Raw genomic sequence first — 21584 nt, 5'->3', positions numbered from 1 at the left:
CGGTGGGCGTCGGAGGTGAGCTCCAGCCGGTCCGAGGCGAGCCAGGAACGGAAACCGCCGCGCCGCTCGGAAGACCGCCCATCGGGCCCGTCCTCGCCCGCCAGGTGCCACTTGCCGATGTACCCGGTCGCACAGCCGGCCGCGCCGAGGACTTCGGCGTGGCTCGGCACGTCGCGGGGGAGTGGCGGACCGTTGCGGAACACTCCCGTAGCCGTCGGGTACAGGCCGGTCCGGACGGAAGAACGGGCCGGCGCGCACACCGGGTTGGGGGTGCTCGCGTGCTCGACGAGCGTGCCCTCGCGGGCCGGCCGGTCGAACTCGGGAAGCCCCCCGCCCGGTTGCCGGGCACACCCGTGGTGTCCCAGCCCTGCTGGTCCGTGAGGACTACGATCGCGTGGGGACGACGGGGCACGGTCATGCGGTGGCGGCCTCCGCGGTCGGGGCGCCCGACGCGTCCGACGTGCTCGACGCACCCGACGCGACGCCGAACGCCGGGTCCGGCACCGACTCGGGGGACAGCAGCACGGCGGACCGGTCGTCGACGCCCACCGGGACGTCACCGTCGATGGTGACCCGGCGCAGTTTGCGCTCGTGGTCGTCGGAGTCGTCCACCCCGTAGTGCTGCGTCGCCCGGTTGTCCCAGATGTGCTGGCAGGTGACCGGGCCCGGCAGGACGCCTGGGCCCGGGCCCCTCCGCTGGTCACCGAGCAGGACAAGGCCGCCGGGCAACGGGGACACTTCATCGCGTGGTCCGGATGCTGCACACGAAGGAAGGACAAAAGCCCCGCCCGTCTGGGCGGCCCGTCCGCCGGCGCGAAGGGCCTGCCCAGCATGCGGACAGTTACGCCACAGTGATCGGTCGACTACGCCGCTACGGAGGTGTAGTGGGAGGCGTCGCCCTCGATGGAGTAGCTCTCCTTGCCCTCGATGCCGACCGGGATGTCCCCGGCGACGGTCACCCGGTGCAGGCGGCGCGGCTGCCCGTCGTAGTTGTCGATGGCGTAGTGCTGGGTGATGCGGTTGTCGAACAGCACCAGCTGCCGCTCCGACCAGCGCCAGCGCAGCACGTTCTCCGGGCGGGTGACGTAGGCCTGGAACAGGTCCAGGACCTTGCGGGACTCGCCGGCCGACAGGCCCACGATCCGCTGCGCGAACCCGCCGACGAACAGCCCGCGTTCCCCGGTCAGCGGGTGGACGCGGACCACCGGGTGGGCGGTGCGGTACCGGATGGAGGTGAACTGGGCGCGCTGGGCGGCCCGCTCCTCGTCGATCTCCTCCTCCGGCACCGCGTAGTCGTAGTCGTTGGTGTGTTCGGCCCACAGGGTGTCGGCGAAACGGCGCAGCGGTTCGGGCAGGTCTCGGTAGGCGCCGGCCGCGTCGGCGATCAGGGTCTCGCCGCCGTACGGCGGGACGGTGATCGAGCGCAGGGTGCTGGCCTGCGGCGGGTTCAGCACGAACGTGACGTCGGTGTGCCAGTGGTTGGCCCGGCCCCGTTCGCTGTCCACGGGCAGCACGTTCGGGGCGCCGTCGACCGCGCCGACCGTCGGGTGGGCGGTCGTCAGGTCGCCGAAGTGGCGGGCGAAGGCCTGCTGGCCCGCGTCGTCCAGGTCCCCGGCGTCGAAGACCAGCGCCTTGTGGGTGTTGAGGGCCTCGCGGACGGCGGTGACCTGCTCCGCGGAGAGCGGCCGGGTGATGTCGAGGCCGGTGACCCGGGCGCCGATGCGCGCGGTGACCTTGGTGATCTCGAGGGACATGACGGGTCCTTTCAGACGAGCGCGGGGGTGGGCGAGGCGCTGGTGGCGGTCACGTACTGGTTGGCGGGACGGGGCAGGCCGTAGCGCTGCCGCAGGGTCTGCCGGGGGCCGTAGGAGGTGCGCAGCAGGCGGCGGGCGCGCAGGATCGGCACGACGTGCTCGACGAACGCCTCCAGCCCGGAGGGCAGCACGGCCGGCATGATGTTGAAGCCGTCGGCGGCGCCCTCGGTGAACCACGTCTCGATCTGGTCGGCGACCTGCTCGGGCGTCCCGGCGAAGGTGAGGTGCCCGCGCCCGCCGCCGAGCCGGCCGATCAGCCGGCGGACGGTGAGCCGCTCGCGCCGGGCCAGCTCCACGACGAGCGTGTAGCGGCTCTTGGCGCCCTCGACGGCCGACTCGGGCGGCAGTTCGGCGGGCAGTTCGGCGTCCAGTTCCAGCGTGCCGGGCTCCAGCTGGAGCAGGCTCTCCAGCCGGGCCACACCGTGGTCGTAAACGATGTGGTCCTCCAGGACCTGCTCGTTCGCCCGGGCCTCGGCCTCCGTCGACCCGAGGACGGGGACGATGCCGGGCAGCACCTTGACGTGCTCGGGATCGCGCCCGGCCCGCCGGGTGCGGGTCTTGAGGTCGCGGTAGAAGGCCTGCGCGTCGGCGAGGGTCTGCTGGGCGGTGAACACGGCCTCCGCGTACCGGGCGGCGAACGCCTTGCCGTCCTCGGAGGAGCCCGCCTGGACCAGCAGCGGATAGCCCTGCGGGGAGCGCGGCACGTTGAGGGCGCCGGCCACGCTGAAGTACGTCCCCCGGTGCCGGGGCGGGTGGATGCGGCTGTCGTCGCCCCACACCCCGGCCGCCTTGTCGGCGACGATCGCGTCGTCCTCCCAGCTGTCCCACAGCTTCAGGGCCACGTCGAGGAACTCGGCGGCCCGCGCGTACCGCTCGGCGTGCGCCGGCTCGTGCTCCAGGCCGAAGTTGCGGGCGGCCTCCGCGCCGGCGGTGGTGACGATGTTCCAGCCGGCCCGGCCGCCGCTGATGATGTCCAGCGAGGCGAACTTGCGGGCCAGGTTGTAGGGGGAGTTGTAGGAGGTGGAGGCGGTGGCGATCAGCCCGATGTGCTCGGTGGCCGTCGCCAGCGCGGTCAGCAGGGTGAGCGGTTCCAGGGCGCCGGCCGGCCGCTGGGCGAGGTTGCTCCACAGCTGGGGGCCGTCGGCGAGGAAGAGGGAGTCGAAGGTGCCGCGTTCGGCGGTCCGCGCCAGGCCGACGTAGTGCGCGAGGTCGACGTGCGCGTACGGGTCGCTCTCCGGCAGCCGCCACGACGCCTCGTGGTGGCCGGTGTTCATCAGGAACGCGTTGAGGTGGAGCTGTCGCGTGGTCACTGGTGGTCCTCCGTGACACCGAGGGCGGCCAGCAGCCGTTCCCGGTACTCGCCCAGCACCGGCTCCCGGTAGGAGCGCGGGTGGGGACGGTCGATGGTCAGGTCGAGGCCGATCCGGCCCCCGTCCAGGACGAGGACCCGGTCGGCGAGCACGATCGCCTCGTCGACGTCGTGGGTGACGAGCAGCACGGAGGGCCGGTGGCGCTTCCACAGCTCGCGCAGCAGGTGGTGCATCCGGATCCGGGTCAGCGCGTCCAGGGCGCCGAACGGCTCGTCGGCGAGCAGCAGTTCGGGCTCGCGGACCAGGGAGCGGGCGAGCGCGGCGCGTTGCGCCTCACCCCCGGACAGCTGGCCCGGCCAGGCCCGCTCGCGGCCCTCCAGGCCGACCTCCGCCAGGGCCGCCCGGCCGCGTTCGGCGGCGTCCTTGCCGTCCAGGCCGAGCAGGACGTTGTCCAGCACCCGGCGCCAGGGCAGCAGCCGGGAGTCCTGGAACACCACCGAGACCCGCTCCGGCGCGGTGAGCTGCCCGCTGCCCGTCACCCCGTGGTCCAGGCCGGCCACCGCCCGCAGCAGCGTGGACTTGCCGGAGCCGCTGTGCCCGAGCAGGGCCGTGAACTGGCCGGCGGGCAGGTCGAGGTCGATGCCGTCGAGGACGGTACGGCCCTCGAACGACCGGGTCAGGCCGCGCAGTTGGACGGCGGGACGGGTCAGTTGCTCAGTGTGCGGCGCCACGACAGCACCCTCCGTTCGATGAGACGGACCACGCTGTCGGAGACGAGGCCGAAGACGCCGTAGATCAGCAGGCCGACCAGGATGACGTCGGTCTGGCCGTAGTTCTGCGCCTGGAACATCAGATATCCGAGCCCGCTGGTGGCGTTGATCTGCTCCAGCACCACCAGGCCCAGCCAGGAGCCGGTCACGCCGAGCCGGAGGCCCACGAAGAACCCGGGCAGCGCGCCGGGGACGACCACCTGGCGGACGAAGGCGAGCCGCGACAGGCCCTGCACCTCGGCGAGTTCGACGAAGCGGCTGTCGATGCCGGACAGTGCGGCGTGCGTGTTGAGGTAGATCGGCACATAGACGACGATCGCGATGATGGCGATCTTGAACGTCTCCCCGATGCCCAGCCAGAGGATGAACAGCGGGATCAGGCCGAGGGTGGGTATCGCCCGGTTGAGCTGCACGGTGCCGTCGATCAGCGCTTCGCCGGTCCGGCTGAGCCCGGCGGCGAGGGCGAGCAGCACCCCGGCGGTCAGCCCGATCGCGAAGCCGTAGGCGGCCCGTTCCAGGGAGGTCAGCACATCGGTGGGGAGTGTCCCGTCGGTCCACAGATGGACGCCGGTCCGCAGCACGGTCCACGGTGCGGGGATCGCGCCCGGGTCGAGCTGCCCGGCGGCCGAGGCGCCGGCCCACAGAGCGAGCACCACCAGCGGACCGGCCAGCCGGGCGGCGGGCAGCCGGCGGCCGGGGGAGAGGCGGCGGCGCCTGCGGACCTGGGGGAGCTCCCCGGTCGCGGCGGCCGGCGGCGCGGTCGTCGTCGTGGTCACGGCGGTCACCTCCGGTACTCCTCGGGTACGGCCTTGGCGGCGATGGACTCGAAGCGGTGGTCGAACAGGGAGGACACGTCGAACTTCTTCACGAACCCGCCCTCGGCGAGCAGGTCGGCGGTCTCCTGCTCCCACTTCACGGCCTCGTCCCAGCTGGGCGGGAAGAGCGGCTTGTTGGCGAGGGCGGTGATCGACTTGGCCTGGTCGAGGCTGAGGTTCTGCGTCTTGACGAAGAACTCCTCGTTCCACACGTCCGGGTGCTCGTACTGCCACACCTGGCCCTTGGCCCACTCGGGGATGTAGGCGGCGATCGCGGCGGCCTTCGCCGGGTCGTTCAGTACCGACTGCGGAGCCCACAGCAGGTTGAGCAGGTCGACGACGTCGGTCCTGATGGCGCGGGCGCCCTTGCCCTCGTACTGCTTCAGATACGCCGGTGCCTGGTTGTTGGCGAGCGGGGCGATGTCGACCTGGCCGGACTGGAGGGCGGTCAGGAACTGGTTGCTGGTCAGGGGAACCAGTTTCACGTCGTCGTACTTCAGGCTGGCCCGCTTCAGCGCCCGCAGCAGTACGACGCCCTGCGCCTGCCCCTGGGAGAAGGCGAGCCGCTTGCCCTGGAAGTCCGCCACCGTGCGGATGTCGCTGCCCGGCTTGGTGGCGAAGACGTAGTTGGGCCTGCGGGTGATGCCGATCGCGACGATCTTCGCGTCGAAGCCCTGGTAGTGGGCCTGGATCGGCGGGATGCCCGCGTTGTTGGCGACGTCCAGGGAATGGGCGCGGAAGGCGTTGATCACGTCCGGGCCCGCCCCGATGTTCGCCCAGCTCGACACCGTGAACGGCAGCGGGGCCAGCTTCGCCAGCCGGAACTGGAGCTGCTGCACGTTCTGGTACGAGGCGATCTTCAGGCTGGTGCCGGCCGGAACCTTGCGGGCGAGCGGCTTCGTGGCCGCGCCCCGGGTGGCGGCGGTGGCCTCGCCGTCGGCGCAGCCGCTGAGACCCGCGACGGCGGCGGACGCGCCGAGCAGGGAGGTGAGAAAGACACGACGGTGCATGGGAGAACTCCCTGGGAGGGGAAATAGGAAAGGCAGGAAGAATTCCGGGAGGGCAAGCCGGAAGAAAAGAACTCACGCAACGGAAACACGCGCTTCATGCGCGGCAACGTGTCAGCAACGGAAGGTGCGACAGCTCGTGTGCGGGTCCATGACCAGGATGTTCCCGGTCATGGACGACCCCTGTCAACATTCCGAGTTTCTGAATTAAATAGCCTCAGGTGACGCGCCCAACGGGTCCCGGAACAAAGTGTCCAGGGCGACCGAACCGCCCGCCGTCGCCAGTACGTGCTCCGGGAAACTCGTCGGCAGGACGTGCGCCGACCGTGCCGTGCCCACCGCCTCCCGCAACGCGTCGAGGCAGCCCTCGACGTACATGACCCCGACCTCGGTCACCACGACCGTCTCCGGGTTCAGCACGTCCAGCAGCAGCCCGGCCGCCCGCCCCGTCATCCGGGACCGCTCCACCAGCAGCCGCCGGGCCACCGCGTCCCCGGCCCGCGCGGCGGCCACCACGTGCATCGGATTGGCCGAGTCGATCACCCCGGCCGCCCGCGCCCGCCGGCACAGCGTCCGCTCGCTCAGCTCGGCCTGGAGGCAGCCGGTGCCGCCGCAAGCGCACGGCTCGCCGCCGCCCGGCACCGGCAGGTGACCGATCGCCCCCGCCGCCGACCGCGGTCCGTGGTGCACCTCGTCGTTGGTGGCGAACGCCGCGTCCACCACGTTGCCCACGAACAGGTGCAGCACGCTGCGGCTGCCCCGGGCCCGCCCGAACAGCCGTTCCCCGTTCACCAGCGCCCGTGCGTGGCCGTCCACCTGGACCGGCAGACCCGTGCGGGCGCCGAGTAGCTCCCGCACCGGCACGTCCCGCCAGCCCAGCAGCTCGTGCTCGACCACGGTGCCCGTCTCCCGGTCCACCCAGCCGCCGACCGCCACCCCGACCGCCAGCGGGCGCCGGCCGGGCACCCCGGTGAGCAGCGACCCCAGTCCCTCGGCGGCCCGCGCCAGCACCCGGCCGGGGTCGGTGCGTTCGTGCTTCAGCTCGCGCCGGGCTACCACCCGGCCGCGGAGGTCCAGCAGGGCGACCGTGGTGTACGGGACGGCCACGTGCACCCCGGCGACCAGGAAACCGGCGTCGTCCAAGTCGACGGGGACGTGCGGCCGGCCGACCCCGCCCGAGCGGCGGGGCACGTCCGACTCACGGATCAGGCCGAGACCGGTGAGCCGGGCACAGTGCTCGGTCACCGACGCCGGCGACAGACCGGTCAGCCGGGCGATGGTGCTGCGCGCCACCGGGCCGTGCTCCAGGACGGAGCGCAGCACCACGCTGGCGCTGGTGCGCCGCCGGTCGCTGTCGGCGGCACGCGGAACGGGGGAGGGAAGGGTGGATGCCGCACTGCGGGGCATGGAGAACCGTCCTCGGGAACGGGGCCGACACGTCGCGGAGGACAGGGGCGTGCCGGGGCCCGCCCCTACCCGGGACGGCGACAGGTGGCCGTGCCCTGGCGTCGCAGGTCGACATAGCGACGCGAGGTGAAGTACCGGGCCTGGGCAACCATGCCTGCGAAGCTAGCAAAACGCCTCCGCCCTGCCCAGACGGCGACCGACCAGCGAGACGGACACCTCGGCGCGTTCTGGTGGTTCCTCACAGTCGCTGGACGCGGTATCGCCGTCCGGGCGCTGGCATAGCGTCGCGGTGTCCCGACATGTCCGCACCACCTCGCGGAGTCCCCATGAGCACCGCCACCGCCGCGCGTCCAGGCGCGAGAGCGGCTGCTCACCACCGCTCACCTGCTCCTCCCGGTCCTCGTGTCTCAGCTTGCTCATCAATTCGAACAAGCGCTCGCCAGGGTGATCAAATCGTTGTCGCACGGTGTGCAACCGCGTACGGCCCTCTCCTGTCCCACAGTCAGCTACTGAGGATGATCCTCTGGCCGGTGCGCCCGCGCGCTCGGTCCAGGCTGCAGGGGAGAGGACGGGCTTGTCAGTGGGAAAGACGACGTGGAACGCGGTAATGGCCGGTGGAGTCGCGGTCGTGTTCGCAGGGGTGGCGGCGGTGCCGGCCGGAGCGGCGGAGGGTGGGGTCTCCTTCTCCCGGGTCGCGGTGAATGGCGGGAAGCCCATCGTGATCGGGGTCCAGGAGGAGGTCGAGGTGCCCGCGGTCTTCCGGATGACGACCACACTTAAATACGACTTCGGGCCGACGGTGTTCCCCTACCGGGGAAAGCCCGACACGGGAGACACGCTGTACAGCTCCGTCATCACCAGCGACTGCAAGGTCGTGGACAGGGCGAAGGGCATCTGCGACTTCAAGGAATGGCTGTACATCGACCCGCGGAGCGGTGACTTCGGGAACGAGGACGCCGGCACCTGGAAATCCGCTGCTCGGGTCTTCCTCGCCGGTGACGCCTACGACACGGACGACCTGAACCTCCCGGTGCAGGTCAAGCGGGCCACACGCGTGACTGTCAACGCCTCGCCTGAGCCGGTCGCGGCAGGAAAGACGATCACCGTGACCGGGCGGGTCACACGGGCGAACTGGGACACCCACACATACCAGGGGTACGCGGGCCGCACGGTGAGCCTGCAGTTCAAGGCGGCGGGTGCCTCCTCGTACACGACGGTCAAGAAGGCGACGTCGAGTAGTACGGGGGCGCTCAGGACCACGGTGAAGGCCACCGGGTCGGGGACGTGGCGGTGGACGTACTACGGGAACACCACCTCCGGGGCGAAGTCGTCGACCGGGGATTACGTCGCCGTGAGGTAGGCGACGCGTGCGCGGATCACCTCCCCTTGCGGAAACGGCATCATCCGGACCGGCGCCGGGGACCCCAGTGACCTCATCGACCTGTAGCCGACGCCGCAGGGGTCGGAAATCTTGTGGCCAAGCAAAGTTCGATCCCCTGGGCTGGCTGACCTCACGCTGCTCTGAGGTCCGCTTCCTGCGAGTGAAGTGCGCGGCGCAGAACCCTGAGCGCGCTACTTGGCTAGACCGGCCAAGTAGCGCGTCAGTCACACCAGGAGCGCATCCTGTGCTGTATCCGCCGGCACATCGCCGATCACGGGGAAGCGCCGAGGGTGCAGCAGGTCGGGCAGGCGGTCGGGATGCGCAGCCGGGCCTCGGTGCACTGCCGGCTGGTCGAGCTGGAGACGAAGTCCGGGATCGTGCGTGTGCCGGGTCGCAGCCGGGGGATCCGCCTCACATGCGCGGCCCGGGCCGCTTCCACCTGCTGCTCACCGTGGACGGCCGGGCGGTGCAGCACGGCTGGTGGGGCCGGGAGGAGACCGCGCGGGACAAGTTCCGGCGCTGATCGGCGAGCGGGGCGGCAGGCCGGGCACCCGCGGCCCCGCCGTTTGGCTGACGGTTCACCCGCGAGTACCGGCTCGTTTTCCGCTCCGGTGTGTCCCGGCCCGGCAGGGAGTTCCCACCGACCATGCCGAGCACCTGCTGCTGGCCGACGAGCAGACCGGCGCGTGGCGAGCTGCCCCGTTCCCTGGATACCTGGCCGCCCAGGCCCCGGACGCCGCCAGCATGACATTCGGCGGCAGGTCGAACGCTCGCTCACCGCTGTTCGCTCCCATCCGTTGATCACATCTGCCGAAGCCGGGAAGCTGCCGCTGGAGAATGCGAAGCGGTGGGTCTTCTGCGCCGGCCGGGAATCGCGCACCGCTGATCGGAGGGTTGGCCGGACGGGGGGGGGCTGAACGCCGGCGTCCAGGACGTCCATGATCGACAGCAGTTGCTCGCGCAACTCGGGGGTGAGCCGGCCCGCCCGGATCGAGGTGGAGCGCACCTGGCGGTCCGCGAGCGCTGCGGTCCAGGCAGCGGTGTCGTTCACCGGGCCCGGCGGCTCCTGGGACCGCGCGACTGGCCCAGACACGGTGACGCCGCCCCACCCACCACACCGGGGAGGGGCGGCGTCACCGGACAGCGGTACAGGTCAGGCCAGGGTGACCTGCTTCGCCAGCGCGGCGAGCGCCGGCCTTTCTCCACCGTGCGCAGCTGTTCCCAGTTGACCTCGGGGTGGGCGGCGGAGATCGCGTCGACGTCGGCGGACCGGTAGAGGGCCGACATCGACGGCCCCGGCCCGGGAGGTGCCGAAGCGCACCTCGACCGCCTGAGGGGAGCGGACCCAGCCGAGCTGCCACCATTTACTGATCATTTCAGAATGACTGTGGCTTAGGCCTTGGCAGTTGGGCTGGTGAGCGGCAGAGTCCTGCAGGTGTCGGATGATCTTGTGCCTGATGATCTGTGGGATCGTGTCGCTCCGCTGCTCCCGCCTCGCCCGCCGCGGCGTCGGCGGTACCCGGGCCGGCTGCCCGCGGATGACCGTGTGGCTCTGCGCGGGATCATCTACGTGCTGCGCACGGGTGTGACCTGGGCGCACGTGCCGACCGAGACGATCGGCTGCAGCGGGGTGACGAGCTGGCGGCGCCTGCGGGACTGGACCGAAGCCGGCGTCTGGCCCCGCCTGCACGAAATCCTCCTCACGGAACTCCGCAAGGCCGGACTGCTGGACATGGAGGACGCCGCGGTCGACGGCTCGCACGTCAGAGCTCTCAAAGGGGGCTCACACCGGACCTTCGCCGGTCGACCGCGGCCGCCGGGGCAGCAAGCACCACCTGATCACCGACCGGCACGGAACCCCCCTCGCAGTGCCGTTGACCGGCGGGAACCGGCACGATGTCACCCAGCTCATGCCCCTGCTGGACGCGATACCCCGCATCCGCGGCCTGGTGGGCCGGCCCCGCCACCGGCCACGGCGGCTGTTCGCCGACCGCGGCTACGACTACGACAAGTACCGGCGGCTCCTCCGCGCCCGCGGCATCACGCCGAAGATCGCGCGCAAGGGGACGGCCCACGGGTCCGGCCTGGGCAGGACCAGGTGGGTCGTCGAGCGAACCTTCGCCTGGCTCCACCAGTTCAAACGCCTGCTGATCCACTACGAGATACGAGCCGACCTCCACCTCGGACTACTCCAACTCGCCTGCAGCATCATCTGCTTGAGACGACTCCGAACCTCATTCTGAAATGATCAGTTAGAACGGAGAAGCGGAACGGGTGCGTCGTCCAGGAGCTGAACTGGCGAAAGGAGGCGGCGTAGGCCAGGCTCGGGCACTGTCTGGCTGGTGATCTCCGGTTTCTGCTGTCACCAGTTGGCGGGTGAGGGTGATCTTGTGTTCGTTCGCCCGTGTCACGGGTGAACCGTGGTGAGGTATGGGCGTCACCTCTGGCCGCTACGATGCGCGCCGGGGTCGCGTCCCAGGGGGGCGCGGAAACGTTTCCTGAGGGGGATCACCTGTGTTCGTGCTGTCCATCGTGCTGCTCATAGCGGCCGTCGTCCTTTTTCTCGTCGGCAGGCACCGGGAGGTGACGGGCTGGAAGCTGGGGGCGGCGCTCAGCGGCCTGGCGGGGGTGCTGGCGGCGGCGTTCGCCTGTGTGCATGTGGTGAGTGCCTACGAGGTCGGCGTCCCGGTGACCTTCGGGAAGACCGGTACGCCGCTGACGTCCGGGGTGCACTTCAAGTCGCCCTTCACCGACGTCACGTCCTTCTCGACCCGTCCGGTCGATCTCGATCTCAACGGCAAGGACGTCGTCGAGGTCCGCTCCTCGCAGGGCGGTGTGCTGTACGCCGACGTCACCGTCAAGTGGGCCGTGGTGCCGGCGAAGGCGGTTGAGCTGTACCGGCTGGCGGGCAGCGAGGAGGCTGTCGAGCAGCGGCTGGTGCTGCCCGACGCCCGCGAGATCATCCGCAACGTCTTCGCCAAGCACACCAGCGAGGAGGGGTACGCTTCCGCGCGTGAGCGGATCGGCTCCGAGATCGCCGGCCTGGTCAAGGAGCGTCTGGCGTCGCGCGGGATCGACGTCACCACCGTCAACCTGCGCAATGTGCGGCCGTCGGACAGGCTGCAGGACCAGATCGACAAGAAGATCCAGCAGGAGCAGGCCACCGAGCGGGCCACGGAGGCGGCCCGTACGGCGAAGGCGGAAGCGGAACGCAAGCGGGTCGAGGCGGAGGGCATCGCCGCCGCCAACAAGATCATCGAACGCTCGCTCAGCGACAAGGTGCTGTACAACCAGTGTCTGGAGGCCTACAAGGAGGCCGCCAAGGCCAATCCGGTCTATGCGGTCCCCTGCGGCACGGACGCTGACGGCACACCGGTGATCGTGGACAGCGGTAAGAGGTGACACAGGCGTGGAGAGATAGTTCGGCCGCTGCTTCCGCGCGTCGGGGCATGCGGCTGATCGACCGGTCATCCCCCGTACTGCTGGGACGGTTCCGATGCGTTCGGCGTACCCCCGCAGGCAACACGCAGTGGGGGAGTGACGTGGACGCTTCCCCACTCCATGCTCACCCGTGCTGTGCCCGGGCCTGATCTGCCTCCGGTGTGGGCCGCCGAGCCGAAGCGGGACGGCTGCTGTGCCCGGCTGGTCCGCCGCGGTGACATGACGGCGGCGTGCCCGGAGATCCGCGCCGCCGTCCTCGCCCAGCTGACCGAGCAGATGGGCGGGTGGTGAGCTGGTGGTGTGTCGCCGGCCGTCACGCGCCTTGCCCCCGGCCCGGGCGTCTGCCGACCGCTGCGGTCCCGCCGCTGCATGCTGGCGGCCCGAACTTCCTGCATGCCACGCTCCGCGACCTTGGTCTGGTCTAGACCAAGCAGGGTACGCTTCCTTCGCACCGTGACCGTCCCTGCGGTGTCGGGACTGCCGCTTGGCATGTGCATGCTGTCCTGCGTGGACGTGAGCTGACGCGGTGTCAGGCCCGGTTCTGTCGGGGCGAGCCGGTCCCCGGACCGGCCGGTGTCCCGGCGGCGGCCGGAAGCCTCGGACGAGCGCGCGCGGAAGGTCGGGTACGACGGTGGAGAGAATCAGCGAGCGAAGCCCGAGCGCCCCGCAGGGGCCGGCCGGACATCGGCAGCGAGGGGCGGGCCGCCCGGGCGACGCGGACACTGGCCTGCCGAGTCCAGCGGCGCGGCCCGGTGCTGCTGCGGCTGTGCGTGGGCGTGGTCTACCTCTGGTTCGGCGTCCTGAAGTTCTTCCCTGCGGCGAGCCCCCCGAGGGGGTCCGCCGTACGGGCCGCGACGAAGCTCACCCTCGGGCTGCTGCCGCCGGACGCGGCGCTGCGGATGCTGGCGGTGGTCGAAACGACCGTCGGCCTCGGCCTGGTCGCGGGGGTGCTGCTGCGTGTAACCCTGGCGGCCTTCTTCGCCCACATGGCCGGGGTCTTCTCGGCGCTGCTGCCGTTGTCCGGGGAGATGTGGCAGCCGGGCATGCCGGTACCCACCCTGGAGGGCCAGTACATCATCAAGAACCTCGTTCTGGTCGCGGCCTGCGCCGTGGTGGCGGCCGACGAGTGGGGCCGCACACGGCACCGCCCTGATCACATCCTCGCCCCCGGAAGCGCACCGGGGCGCCGCACGGCCTTCCGCCTCCGGCACCGGACGCGCCGCCGTCTGCCCTCGTTGCCGGGTACGCCACAGTGAACCGTACGGATGGCGTACGGAGTGCGTACGTCCTTCGCGCCCGTATTGCCCACTCCCCCTGTCGTCCGGCCGGCCCACGGTCGCCGTATCGAGATGAGGTCTCATGAACCGACACCCGGTCACCGCCCGCGCGGCCGCCGTGGCGCTGCTCGCCGCCGGTCTCGCCGCCACCCCGGCCGCCGCCGCTCCCGCCACCGGGGCGAAGGCCGGCGTCGGCGCCGACTGGGCCACTCAGTCGATCGTCTTCACCGCCGCCGCGGGACAGGCCAACGACCTGCACGTGTTCCCCATGGAACGCGGCGCCGGCGTCCGGCAGATCGGCTTCCGCGACGCGGTCCCGCTCTCTCCCGGCGACCACTGCGCCTACCTCGATCCCGCGGACGAGACCTTCGTCGTCTGCGAACTGCCCACCGGCAGCGCCCGGTCGGACAGGATCGACATCTTCCTCGGCGACGGCGACGACGAGATCGTCACCAGCGACCCCGGGGTGGGCACCGTGCGCGGCGGGCCCGGCGACGACGTCCTGCACGCCCACACCGCGCACACGGTGCGGGGCGACGCGGGCAACGACATGGTCATGGGACGAGTGGTCATGGGCGGCGATACGGACCAGCGGCTCTGGGGCGGCCGGGGCGACGACAGGATCGAGGCGTACGGCGGCGCGGACATCGTGTACGCCGGCCCGGGTGGAGGACCGCGCCCTGGGCGGGGACGGCCGGGACACCCTCCTCGGCGGTCCCGGCGACGACAACCTGGACGGCGAGGACGGCGACGACCTGGTCGTCGGTGGTCCCGGACGGGACACCGTCACGGGCGGCCCGGGCCGCGACGTCGTCCTGCAGTAGTCCGGACCGGACAAGCCGGAGCGGGGGAGCCCCGCACCGAACCCGGCGCGGTACGGGGCTCCTTCCCAACGGACAAGGGGTGTCGTTCTCGACACATGCTCACTCGGTCCACGGCACGTTCCGCAGACTCGCGTGACGCGAGGGAGCCGCGCCCCCGCGCGGCAGGTGCAACGCCCGCGATCCGGTTGACGAAGCCCACGATCGGAGTGCTGGAAGCCCTCCTGGCGGCCCGGCCCGACAGCCCGCCCTGGGGCTACAGCATCTGCCGCGCCCGGGCCTGCCGGCCGCTCCCGCACCGCCCCGCTCACGGTGCCGCGCCGCGCCGCCGCACCGAAGCCGAAGCAGCCGCGCCGCCACCGCTCCAGCTTCGGCGAGGAGGCGGGAATCCGGCAGGAATGGGCCGGGCACGACTTCTGCCGGTGGAACTTCCTGGTCGCACACGACAGCGACGGGTTGGCTGTACGACGTCAGGAGGCAGGGCCGAACGTGCCCGCCTCCTTTGGGGAGACAGCTATGAACAAGATCAGGGCCGCCATTGTCGCGGTCGCCGCCGTGGCGGGCCTCGCCGTGGCCGTCCCGTCCGCCGCGCAGGCCGCGAACGGCTGCAAGACCGGCGGCCAGGCCTACATGTGCGAGTTCGGCATCACCACCAAGAAGCTGCCGGACGGGACCAAGCAGGTCTTCGTGGTGGGTACGGAGCGGGCGGTGTGGACGCGCTGGACCGACTCCGACGGCGACTGGAGCGAGTGGGAGTCGATGGGCGGGGTGGCGGTGAGCGCCGTGGCGATCACGGACGAGCGACCCTGGCAGTTCGCCATCCACGTCATCATGCCCGACGGCTATGGCTGGTACCGCCTGCGCAACGTGAACGGCTACTGGACCGACTGGAACCGCAACCCGGACCCGAAGTAGCAGGTCCGCGGTCCCACACCCGGCGGGGGCAACCGGCGAGGCGCCACCTCGCCGGCCCGGGCCGGTGACGACGTCACCGAGGCGCAGCCACGCGGACCACCGGACCCCAACGGCCCCTGCCGGCCACACCCACACCTTTCCCGCCGACGGCACTCGCCCTGCCCGGCGGGCCGGCTCGACACGTTCCCGCTTCGCAGGAGACATCATGCAACGACGTACGTTCCTCACCGGCACCGTGCTGGGCGCCGCCGCGCTCGCCTCCGTCCCGGCCCTGTCGGCCGGCGCGTCGGCGGCCACGGTGACCGTCGGTTCCCTGGCCGACCTCCAGACCAAGATCAACGAGGCGAAGCCCGGCGACCGGATCGTCCTGGCCGACGGCACCTACACCGTCCCCTCGAACAACCCCATCACCATCTCGGGCAAAGCAGGCACCGCCGACGCGCCGATCACCATCGTCGCGCAGTCCCGTGGGGGAGCGGTGCTCCAGGGCGCGAAGAGCTTCGTCCTCGGCAACTCGAGCAACATCACCATCAGCGGGTTCGCCTTCCGGCAGAGCACCACCCTGGAGATCCCGGCGAACTGCACGGGCATCCGGCTGACCCGCAACGACTTCCGCTTCGCCGACGTCAGCGGACTCGACTGGATCGTCGTGCGGGGCGACAACACCAAGATCGACCGCAACCACTTCCACGACAAGACGACCGAGGGCATCTTCGTCGTCGTCGACGGCCCGGGCTCCACCGCCATGGCCCAGAAGCCGCAGATCCTCAAGAACTACTTCTCCGACCACAGCTACGCCGGGGACAACGGCGGCGAATCCATCCGGCTCGGCGTCAGCAGCCGCGCACTGTCCAGTGCCAACGGCGTCGTGGAGTACAACCTGTTCGAGCGGTGCAACGGCGACCCCGAGGCCGTCTCCGTGAAGTCGTCCGGCAACACCATCCGGTACAACACGGTGCGCAACAGCCGTGGCGGCATCGTGCTGCGGCACGGCAACCAGTCCACGGTGGAGGCCAACTACCTGCTCGACGGCACCGACGGCGTACGCCTCTACGGCAACGACCACACGGTGGTCAACAACTACTTCGGCGGTCTGTCGGGCCGGGCCCTGGTGATCGGCAGCGGCACCACGCGCGACCACCACCCGGGCGAGACGACCGAGGAGCGGCGCGGCAACGACGCGTGCGACCGCGCGGTCATCGTGCACAACACCTTCGTCGGCAACGCCAGGCCGGTCTCGGGCGAGGAGCGGACCTACGCGCCGCAGGACGCAGTCTTCGCCGACAACCTCCTGGTCGGCAGCACCGGCAGCCTGGTCGACATGAGGGAGACCAGCGGCTTCCGCTGGCAGGGCAACATCCTGTGGGGCGCGGCGGCCAACGGCACCATCCCCTCCGGCGGATACCGCCGGGTCGACCCGCTCCTGAGGCAGGAGTCCGACGGAGTGTCCCGGCTGTCGGCGGGCAGCCCCGCGATCGACGCGGCTACGCTCAACACCCTGATCCTGGTCGAAGACATCGACGGCCACCCGCGCGGCAGCGCCCGTGATGTCGGCGCCGACGAGTACTCGGCCCAGGCCCCGCTCCGCCGCCCCCTGACCGTGTCCGACGTGGGCCCGAACGCGTCGTGAACGACTCCGCCGACGGGCCCCCGCTCCGGCGGCCCGTCGGCGGGACCGCCCTCCTGACGAGCCGGTCGAGCAGCCCTACCGCTTCGCCGGCAACTACCAGGACCCCACCGGCCTCTACCACCTCCAGGCCCGCTACTACGACGCCAACATCGGCCGCTTCACCCAGCCCGACCCCTCCGGCCAGGAACAGAACCCCTACCTCTACGCCGAAGGCGACCCCGTCAACCGCATCGACCCGGCGGGCTGATTGCTTGGGCGAAGTACGGCGAGAAATGCCTGAAGGGCGGGGCACAGTCAACTGTAGTCGGCCTGTACACAGGTGTCTCCGAAACAGGGGTGGGAGCAGCGGGCGCCTTTGCTTCCGGCTGCGCGGTCGACGTGGGTCTTGAAGTACTCGGCGACTACGGCGGCGAGGACGGAACGGGTGCCTCGGACGCCATCGACACGGTCATGAAGGCGAAGGACGTCCTGGACGTAGCGAAGTCTTTCTTCTGACCGATATCCGAAAGAGAGAGGTGCCCATGCATGGCGTCGTGCTGGTGCCGGCCATCATCGGCGTAGCCCTGCTCGCTGGGCTGGCCATGTGGATGCAGGGAACCGGATTCCGCGATTATCTGCGTCGCAGGCGCGGCCAGTGAACATGTTCAAGGGGCAGCTCCGCACCGTGGATGTCTTGCACGACCACGCCGTTCTCCTGGCTTCCTCTTCTTCCTCATCATCTTTTTCGTGATGAGGAAGAAGGGTCAAAAGCGGAACTGACACAAGCAGGAGGACAAGAACGGCACTTCTCCGGCCCTCCTGCAATCCGCACCACCGCGGTGGCCGCCCAGCCAATCGGCGCGGCCACCGCGGACTTCGTATGCGGTAGTGCGGATCCGTCATTGGCGCGGCCGTCGCCCGCAACTGTGCCACGGTGTCGAGGGCTGGAGGAGACCGGCGGCGAGACCCTGGTCGACCGTCCGTTCCCGTGGCTGATGCGCCGTGGCCTGATGCAGCGTCAAGCGTGCTCGGACCGGCGCTGCGACGACGGGAGGAGGCTGGACACCGGCGGCGAGTGCGAGAACTGCGGCAACGTGATCCACCTCCGCCGCGCCCGGCGGGCGAAGATCACGGCGCAGGTTGACCGGGAGCTGCCCGGCCTGAGCAAGGCCGAACGCCGCCGCGTCCTCAAGGAGCGGCTGCGGGAGCAGGCGGCCATCGAGGCGGAGGACCTCGTGTGGCGGCGCGAGCAGGCCCGCGCGGAGCAGGCCCGCCGCGATGCCGCCCGTGCGGCTGCCCGGGAGCGGGCGGAGCACGAGCGCCAGGAGGCGGCGGCCGCCGAAGCGGTGCGCCAGGCCCTGCCGTGCGAGGACTGCGGTCGGGACCAGGCGACCGGGCTGTGCGAGGCGTGCGACCACCGCCGTCAGACCGAGACCCTGATCGGTGAGGCCGCTCTCTTCGCGGCGGCCGGGTCCGCTGGCCTGACCGACCCGGGCAGCGTCGCGGCCGTCACCGCCAAGGCCCGGACGGCCATCGGCAGCAGCATCGCCGCCGCATGGCAGGAGTTCTTGCAGATCACCGAAGCACGGTCTACATGCGGGACACGCTTGTCCCGCCATCGACCGGCACCACCGCCCCGGTCACGAACTGGGCGTCGTCGCCCACCAGCATCGTGATGGCCCTCGCGACGTCATCCGCCTCCGCGACGCGCCCGAGCGGCGCCCGGTCCGCCAGCTGCTGCTGGACTGCCTGCGGCATGTGGGCGCTGGCCTCGGTGCGTACGAAGCCCGGGGCGACCACGTTGACACGGACACCCAGGGGGCCGGCCTCGCATGCCAGGAACCGGGCAAAGGTGTTCAGGGCGGCCTTGGCCGTTCCGTGGGCCGTCATCCCGGGGGCGGGCGGCCCGTCGGCCACCGTGCTGGAGACGAAGACGATGCTTCCCCGCTTCCGCTTCTCCATCAGGACCAGCGCGCGCTGCGCCAGGATGTAGGCGCCGGCCAGTTCGTCCGTCACCTTCGTACGGAAGTCGGACCAGGACAACGCGCTTACCGCTGTGGGCGTGAAGGCGGCCGCGGCCGCGTTGCATACCAGGACATCGAGACGGCCTTCGGGTGCGGCCTGCTCGATCATCCGGGCGGCCTGTTCTTCGTCGCGTACGTCACCCGGGAGGGCGAAGGCGCTGCCACCGTCCGCCTCGATCCTCGCGACGACCTCGTCGGCCGCGGAGCGGTTCGAGAAGTAGTTCACCGCCACACGGAACCCTGCGGAAGCCAGCCGCAGCGAGGTGGCGGCGCCGATGCCGCGGCTGCCACCGGTAACGAGGGCTATCGGACGATCAGGGTGCGCCATGGTTCCTCCTGTGGGGGTGGTCTGGCTTGCGAATCTAGCCCTCCGCGGAGCGACTAATCAAAGTTGACTTTTGTCCCGGAGTCGCGTCCCACAGTTGTCCACGCCTCTTCCGGAACACCCCCGCTACAGGGCGGCTTCGTGCTCAGTGAGCTGCGATTTCCTTTTCGCGAGGTGACCTCTTGGTCGGTGAGGATGAGGAACTTCCGGTCGGCCTCGGTCAGTACCCTGAGGAAGCCAAATTCGGCTGCCATGACAGGTAGTGCCGACCGCCGGGGATCGGTGCCGTCGAAGCCGCGGTGCAGACGGGACCAGAGCCCCAACCAGCAGCGGTGCAGCCAGGAAGTCACCGGACCAGTGTGCCGACCTGCGTTCTCAAAAGGGGCGCAGTCTTGCGAACGGACGTGCGGGCGACGGGGGTCGACCTCGCGCGCCAGGCGCTGAGCGCGGCCAGGGAGGCGGTGAAGAAGAACGGCGCCACCCAGACGAAGAAGCCGAAGCGGCGCACCGGCACCCTCGCATGCCGCGACGGCCGTGATCCGCTCGGGCTCGGTACGGCGATCGGCATGATGATGACCGAGCGCGGCATGGTCGCCCCGTCCGTCGGCGGCAGCGTCCTCGCGCAGTTCGACGACATTCTCGCCGCGGCCGCAGCCGCAGCCGCAGCCGCAGCCGCAGCCGCTCCCGAGCTCGCCGGTCACGTCCAGGCCGTGGGCTTCGAAGCGGATACCGGCCGCCTGGACGTCGCCCCCGATGCTCCCGCGTACGGCATGCAGCTGCGCTGGAGCGCACCGAAGCTGATCGCCGCAGCCAACGAGCGGGGAGGCGGTCGAAGCGGTGGTGGGCGACGTGCCGGTGGGAGTGGCAGTGGGGTGCGAGTGGACCATGGAGTCCGTGCTTTCGGTGTGCCGGGAGGCCGGTGGCCAGGCATCGGGCGAGGCGATGACCGTCAGGCGACTGGAAGGTGTGCGCTCGACGGGAGCGTGCGGGCGAACCGATCCGTGATATGGGCCAGTTGCTGCTCGTCGGCGTCGTGGAGGGCCATCGTGCCGTCCGGGGAGGCCGTGATGTGCCGGTCCAGGATGAACCGACCCTGGGAGACCTCGGCACCGAGCGCGGTGAGGACCGGGCGCAGGGCGTAATCGAGGGCGAGGACGTGGGCCGGGCTGCCGCCGGTGGCGAGAGGAAGCACCGGTTTTCCGGCGAACACGTGCTGGGACGGCAGATCCAGGAAGGTCTTGAGCAGGCGCGGAGTAGGCGGCCTGGTGGATGGGGGCGGCCACGACGAGGGCGTCGCCCTCGTCGACCAAGGCCACGGCGCGGGCGAGGGACGCGTCGTGGGTGTCCGCGGTGAGCATCGGTGTCGCGGGCAGGTCGCGCAGGGCAAGTACGTGGGCCCGGTGGCCGCGGGCCTGCCGGGCCGTGGCGGTGTGCTCGGCCAGGAGCGTGGGCCGGACAGGACGAGGACGGTGGCCACGAGGACTCCTCGAGAACTCCTGGAAGAACAGGGGAAAACTTGCCGGTGAAGGGCGATCGGCGTCGACGGGTCGGGCCCCCGTTGCGCGTCAGCTCTGGCTGTCGGGCATATCGTAGGCGTCGGCGATGAGTTCGGTGGAGCGCAGGCGGGCCTGGAGGGAGTGGCCGACGCTGCCGATCATGAGTTCGTCGGCGCCGGAGTCCCGCTGGACCTGGTTTAGGTGGGCGGTGACCTGCTCGGGGGTGCCGTGCGGGACGTGGTTCAGCCAGCTATCGACGAGCTGGCGTTCCTGGGCGTCGTAGGTGTAGGCGTCCACTTCCTCGGGGGACGGCAGCAAGTAGGACTTGCGCTGGAACATGCGGAGCATGGCGTGTGCGAGGGTGCCTGCCTGGCGGCGGGCCTCGCCATCGTCGTCGGATACCGCGACGGTGAAGCTGACCAGTGCGTACGGCTCGGTCAAAGCCTCGGACGGGGTGAACCGCTCGCGGTACAGGCGCAGGGCGGTGACGACATCACGCGGGTTGAAGTGCGCGGCGAAGGCGAACGGCAGGCCGAGCCGGGCGGCGAGCCGCGCCGAGTAGCCGGACGAGCCGAGCAGCCACACCGGCAGGCGTCCGGCGCTCGGGGCGGCGCCGTTGAGCCGGTCCTGGGCGGGCCCCGGGACGGCGTACACCCGTCCGGCATAGGGGTGCTCGGCGGGGAAGTCGTCGCCTAGGAAGTGCAGCAGCTCGAGAACCTGCTGGGGGAAGTCCTCGGCGCCGCTCGCACCGCGGCGCAGGGCGGCGGCCGTGGCGTGATCGGTGCCCGGGGCGCGGCCCAGGCCCAGGTCGATGCGGCCGGGGGCGAGGGCGTTGAGCATGCCGAACTGTTCGGCGACGACCAGCGGCGGATGGTTGGGCAGCATGATCCCGCCCGCGCCGAGCCGCAGCCTGCTGGTCTCTGCGGTGAGCCGGGCGAGCAGGACAGGCGGGCTGGAGGTGGAGACGCCGGGCATGGCGTGGTGCTCGTTCATCCAGTAGCGGGTGAAGCCACGCCGGTCGGCGAGCCGGGCGAGTTCGACGCTGCCGGCCAGCGCCTCCGCGGCGGTCTGACCGGTGCCGGTCATGGCGGAGTCCAGCACGGACAGGGCGGCGGGGGCGGAGCCGTGGCGGGTGCCGCGGATCGGGTCGGTCATGGTGGTGCGGTCCTTCG

Annotated in this window: 18 protein-coding genes and 6 pseudogenes; 11 read left to right on the top strand and 13 right to left on the bottom strand. The window is 71.0% G+C overall.

The genetic code is table 11. The features are described from left to right. Positions 1-95: 95 nt before the first annotated feature. The 8 genes and pseudogenes from ACZ4SV_RS32435 to ACZ4SV_RS32400 form a co-directional block, all read right to left on the bottom strand. Positions 96-473: pseudogene (locus ACZ4SV_RS32435) on the bottom strand (sulfatase-like hydrolase/transferase); the annotation flags it as partial. Then, a pseudogene (locus tag ACZ4SV_RS32430) lies at positions 415-645 on the bottom strand (hypothetical protein); the annotation flags it as partial. The pseudogenes ACZ4SV_RS32430 and ACZ4SV_RS32435, both read right to left, overlap by 59 nt. Positions 646-863: 218 nt before the next feature. Further along, positions 864-1754 carry a TauD/TfdA dioxygenase family protein gene (locus ACZ4SV_RS32425; protein WP_468008995.1) on the bottom strand — a complete coding sequence of 297 codons (891 nt, stop codon included), beginning with the start codon at positions 1752-1754 and terminating at the stop codon, positions 864-866. An 11-nt stretch (positions 1755-1765) separates the two neighbouring features. Further along, on the bottom strand, positions 1766-3124 hold the full coding sequence (locus ACZ4SV_RS32420) for an LLM class flavin-dependent oxidoreductase (protein WP_468008990.1): 1359 nt from the start codon (positions 3122-3124) through the stop codon (positions 1766-1768). After that, positions 3121-3855 carry an ABC transporter ATP-binding protein gene (locus tag ACZ4SV_RS32415; RefSeq protein ID WP_468008987.1) on the bottom strand — a complete coding sequence of 245 codons (735 nt, stop codon included), beginning with the start codon at positions 3853-3855 and terminating at the stop codon, positions 3121-3123. Before ACZ4SV_RS32415 ends, ACZ4SV_RS32420 begins: the two co-directional genes overlap by 4 nt. Next, positions 3831-4670 (bottom strand): ABC transporter permease, encoded by an 840-nt coding sequence (locus ACZ4SV_RS32410; RefSeq protein ID WP_468008984.1) that lies wholly within the window; start codon positions 4668-4670, stop codon positions 3831-3833. The genes ACZ4SV_RS32415 and ACZ4SV_RS32410 overlap by 25 nt, the downstream gene beginning before the upstream one ends. Positions 4671-4675: 5 nt before the next feature. Beyond that, the gene (locus tag ACZ4SV_RS32405; RefSeq protein ID WP_468008980.1) at positions 4676-5719 is read right to left on the bottom strand and encodes an ABC transporter substrate-binding protein; all 1044 of its coding nucleotides are present in this window, start codon (positions 5717-5719) and stop codon (positions 4676-4678) included. Between the two features lie 204 nt (positions 5720-5923). After that, positions 5924-7123: an ROK family protein gene (locus tag ACZ4SV_RS32400; RefSeq protein WP_468008976.1), complete on the bottom strand. Its 1200-nt coding sequence runs from the start codon at positions 7121-7123 to the stop codon at positions 5924-5926. A 607-nt stretch (positions 7124-7730) separates the two neighbouring features. Between ACZ4SV_RS32400 and ACZ4SV_RS32395 the strand changes: the two genes are divergently transcribed. The 11 genes and pseudogenes from ACZ4SV_RS32395 (at position 7731) to ACZ4SV_RS32345 (ending at position 18243) form a co-directional block, all read left to right on the top strand. Beyond that, positions 7731-8483 (top strand): hypothetical protein, encoded by a 753-nt coding sequence (locus ACZ4SV_RS32395; protein ID WP_468009304.1) that lies wholly within the window; start codon positions 7731-7733, stop codon positions 8481-8483. Between the two features lie 260 nt (positions 8484-8743). Next, positions 8744-8896 (top strand): annotated as a pseudogene (locus ACZ4SV_RS32390) (LexA family protein); the annotation flags it as partial. Positions 8897-9939: 1043 nt separating this feature from the next. After that, a protein-coding gene (locus ACZ4SV_RS32385) for an IS5 family transposase (protein ID WP_468008971.1) occupies positions 9940-10747 on the top strand; the annotation gives its coding sequence in 2 pieces (ribosomal slippage) (positions 9940-10292 and positions 10291-10747; 810 coding nt in all). 271 nt (positions 10748-11018) lie between these two features. Beyond that, positions 11019-11906, top strand: a complete 888-nt coding sequence (locus ACZ4SV_RS32380) for a prohibitin family protein (protein WP_468008967.1) — start codon at positions 11019-11021, stop codon at positions 11904-11906. A 159-nt stretch (positions 11907-12065) separates the two neighbouring features. Then, complete coding sequence (locus tag ACZ4SV_RS32375; RefSeq protein WP_468008965.1) at positions 12066-12236, top strand: hypothetical protein; 171 nt, start codon at positions 12066-12068, stop codon at positions 12234-12236. Positions 12237-12697: 461 nt separating this feature from the next. Then, the gene (locus ACZ4SV_RS32370) at positions 12698-13201 is read left to right on the top strand and encodes a DoxX family membrane protein (RefSeq protein WP_468008963.1); all 504 of its coding nucleotides are present in this window, start codon (positions 12698-12700) and stop codon (positions 13199-13201) included. Positions 13202-13304: 103 nt separating this feature from the next. Beyond that, positions 13305-14046 (top strand): annotated as a pseudogene (locus ACZ4SV_RS32365) (calcium-binding protein). Between the two features lie 513 nt (positions 14047-14559). Beyond that, the gene (locus ACZ4SV_RS32360) at positions 14560-14958 is read left to right on the top strand and encodes a DUF8189 domain-containing protein (RefSeq protein WP_468008961.1); all 399 of its coding nucleotides are present in this window, start codon (positions 14560-14562) and stop codon (positions 14956-14958) included. 205 nt (positions 14959-15163) lie between these two features. Then, positions 15164-16588 carry a chondroitinase-B domain-containing protein gene (locus ACZ4SV_RS32355; protein WP_468008957.1) on the top strand — a complete coding sequence of 475 codons (1425 nt, stop codon included), beginning with the start codon at positions 15164-15166 and terminating at the stop codon, positions 16586-16588. A 76-nt stretch (positions 16589-16664) separates the two neighbouring features. Continuing rightward, positions 16665-16835, top strand: a pseudogene (locus ACZ4SV_RS32350) (RHS repeat-associated core domain-containing protein); the annotation flags it as partial. Between the two features lie 742 nt (positions 16836-17577). After that, positions 17578-18243 (top strand): hypothetical protein, encoded by a 666-nt coding sequence (locus tag ACZ4SV_RS32345; protein WP_468008952.1) that lies wholly within the window; start codon positions 17578-17580, stop codon positions 18241-18243. On the opposite strand, the gene ACZ4SV_RS32340 is transcribed toward ACZ4SV_RS32345, so the two are convergent. From ACZ4SV_RS32340 to ACZ4SV_RS32320, 5 genes and pseudogenes are all read right to left on the bottom strand, one after another. After that, a complete protein-coding gene (locus ACZ4SV_RS32340) occupies positions 18158-18919 on the bottom strand; it encodes an SDR family oxidoreductase (RefSeq protein WP_468008949.1) in 762 nt (253 codons plus the stop codon). The genes ACZ4SV_RS32345 and ACZ4SV_RS32340 overlap by 86 nt on opposite strands. Before the next feature lie 53 nt (positions 18920-18972). Beyond that, positions 18973-19617 (bottom strand): hypothetical protein, encoded by a 645-nt coding sequence (locus tag ACZ4SV_RS32335; RefSeq protein ID WP_468008942.1) that lies wholly within the window; start codon positions 19615-19617, stop codon positions 18973-18975. 248 nt (positions 19618-19865) lie between these two features. After that, positions 19866-20108 (bottom strand): NADPH-dependent FMN reductase family protein, encoded by a 243-nt coding sequence (locus ACZ4SV_RS32330; protein ID WP_468008938.1) that lies wholly within the window; start codon positions 20106-20108, stop codon positions 19866-19868. 115 nt (positions 20109-20223) lie between these two features. After that, positions 20224-20298 (bottom strand): annotated as a pseudogene (locus ACZ4SV_RS32325) (hypothetical protein); the annotation flags it as partial. Between the two features lie 183 nt (positions 20299-20481). Next, a complete protein-coding gene (locus ACZ4SV_RS32320; protein WP_468008933.1) occupies positions 20482-21567 on the bottom strand; it encodes an LLM class flavin-dependent oxidoreductase in 1086 nt (361 codons plus the stop codon). Positions 21568-21584: the final 17 nt, after the last annotated feature.

The organism is Streptomyces sp. NPDC027672 (assembly GCF_055566335.1).
The sequence above is the reverse complement of the archived record's forward strand: the minus strand, read 5'-3'. Positions and strand labels throughout refer to the sequence as shown.

Excerpts from the sequence above, each read along its gene's own strand:
- ACZ4SV_RS32355 (WP_468008957.1), top strand. The coding sequence starts at position 15,164 with ATGCAACGACGTACGTTCCTCACCGGCACCGTGCTGGGCGCCGCCGCG.
- ACZ4SV_RS32425 (WP_468008995.1), bottom strand. The coding sequence starts at position 1,754 with ATGTCCCTCGAGATCACCAAGGTCACCGCGCGCATCGGCGCCCGGGTC.
- ACZ4SV_RS32345 (WP_468008952.1), top strand. The coding sequence starts at position 17,578 with ATGCAGCGTCAAGCGTGCTCGGACCGGCGCTGCGACGACGGGAGGAGG.
- ACZ4SV_RS32360 (WP_468008961.1), top strand. The coding sequence starts at position 14,560 with ATGAACAAGATCAGGGCCGCCATTGTCGCGGTCGCCGCCGTGGCGGGC.
- ACZ4SV_RS32320 (WP_468008933.1), bottom strand. The coding sequence starts at position 21,567 with ATGACCGACCCGATCCGCGGCACCCGCCACGGCTCCGCCCCCGCCGCC.
- ACZ4SV_RS32375 (WP_468008965.1), top strand. The coding sequence starts at position 12,066 with ATGCTCACCCGTGCTGTGCCCGGGCCTGATCTGCCTCCGGTGTGGGCC.
- ACZ4SV_RS32395 (WP_468009304.1), top strand. The coding sequence starts at position 7,731 with ATGGCCGGTGGAGTCGCGGTCGTGTTCGCAGGGGTGGCGGCGGTGCCG.
- ACZ4SV_RS32405 (WP_468008980.1), bottom strand. The coding sequence starts at position 5,719 with ATGCACCGTCGTGTCTTTCTCACCTCCCTGCTCGGCGCGTCCGCCGCC.
- ACZ4SV_RS32400 (WP_468008976.1), bottom strand. The coding sequence starts at position 7,123 with ATGCCCCGCAGTGCGGCATCCACCCTTCCCTCCCCCGTTCCGCGTGCC.
- ACZ4SV_RS32340 (WP_468008949.1), bottom strand. The coding sequence starts at position 18,919 with ATGGCGCACCCTGATCGTCCGATAGCCCTCGTTACCGGTGGCAGCCGC.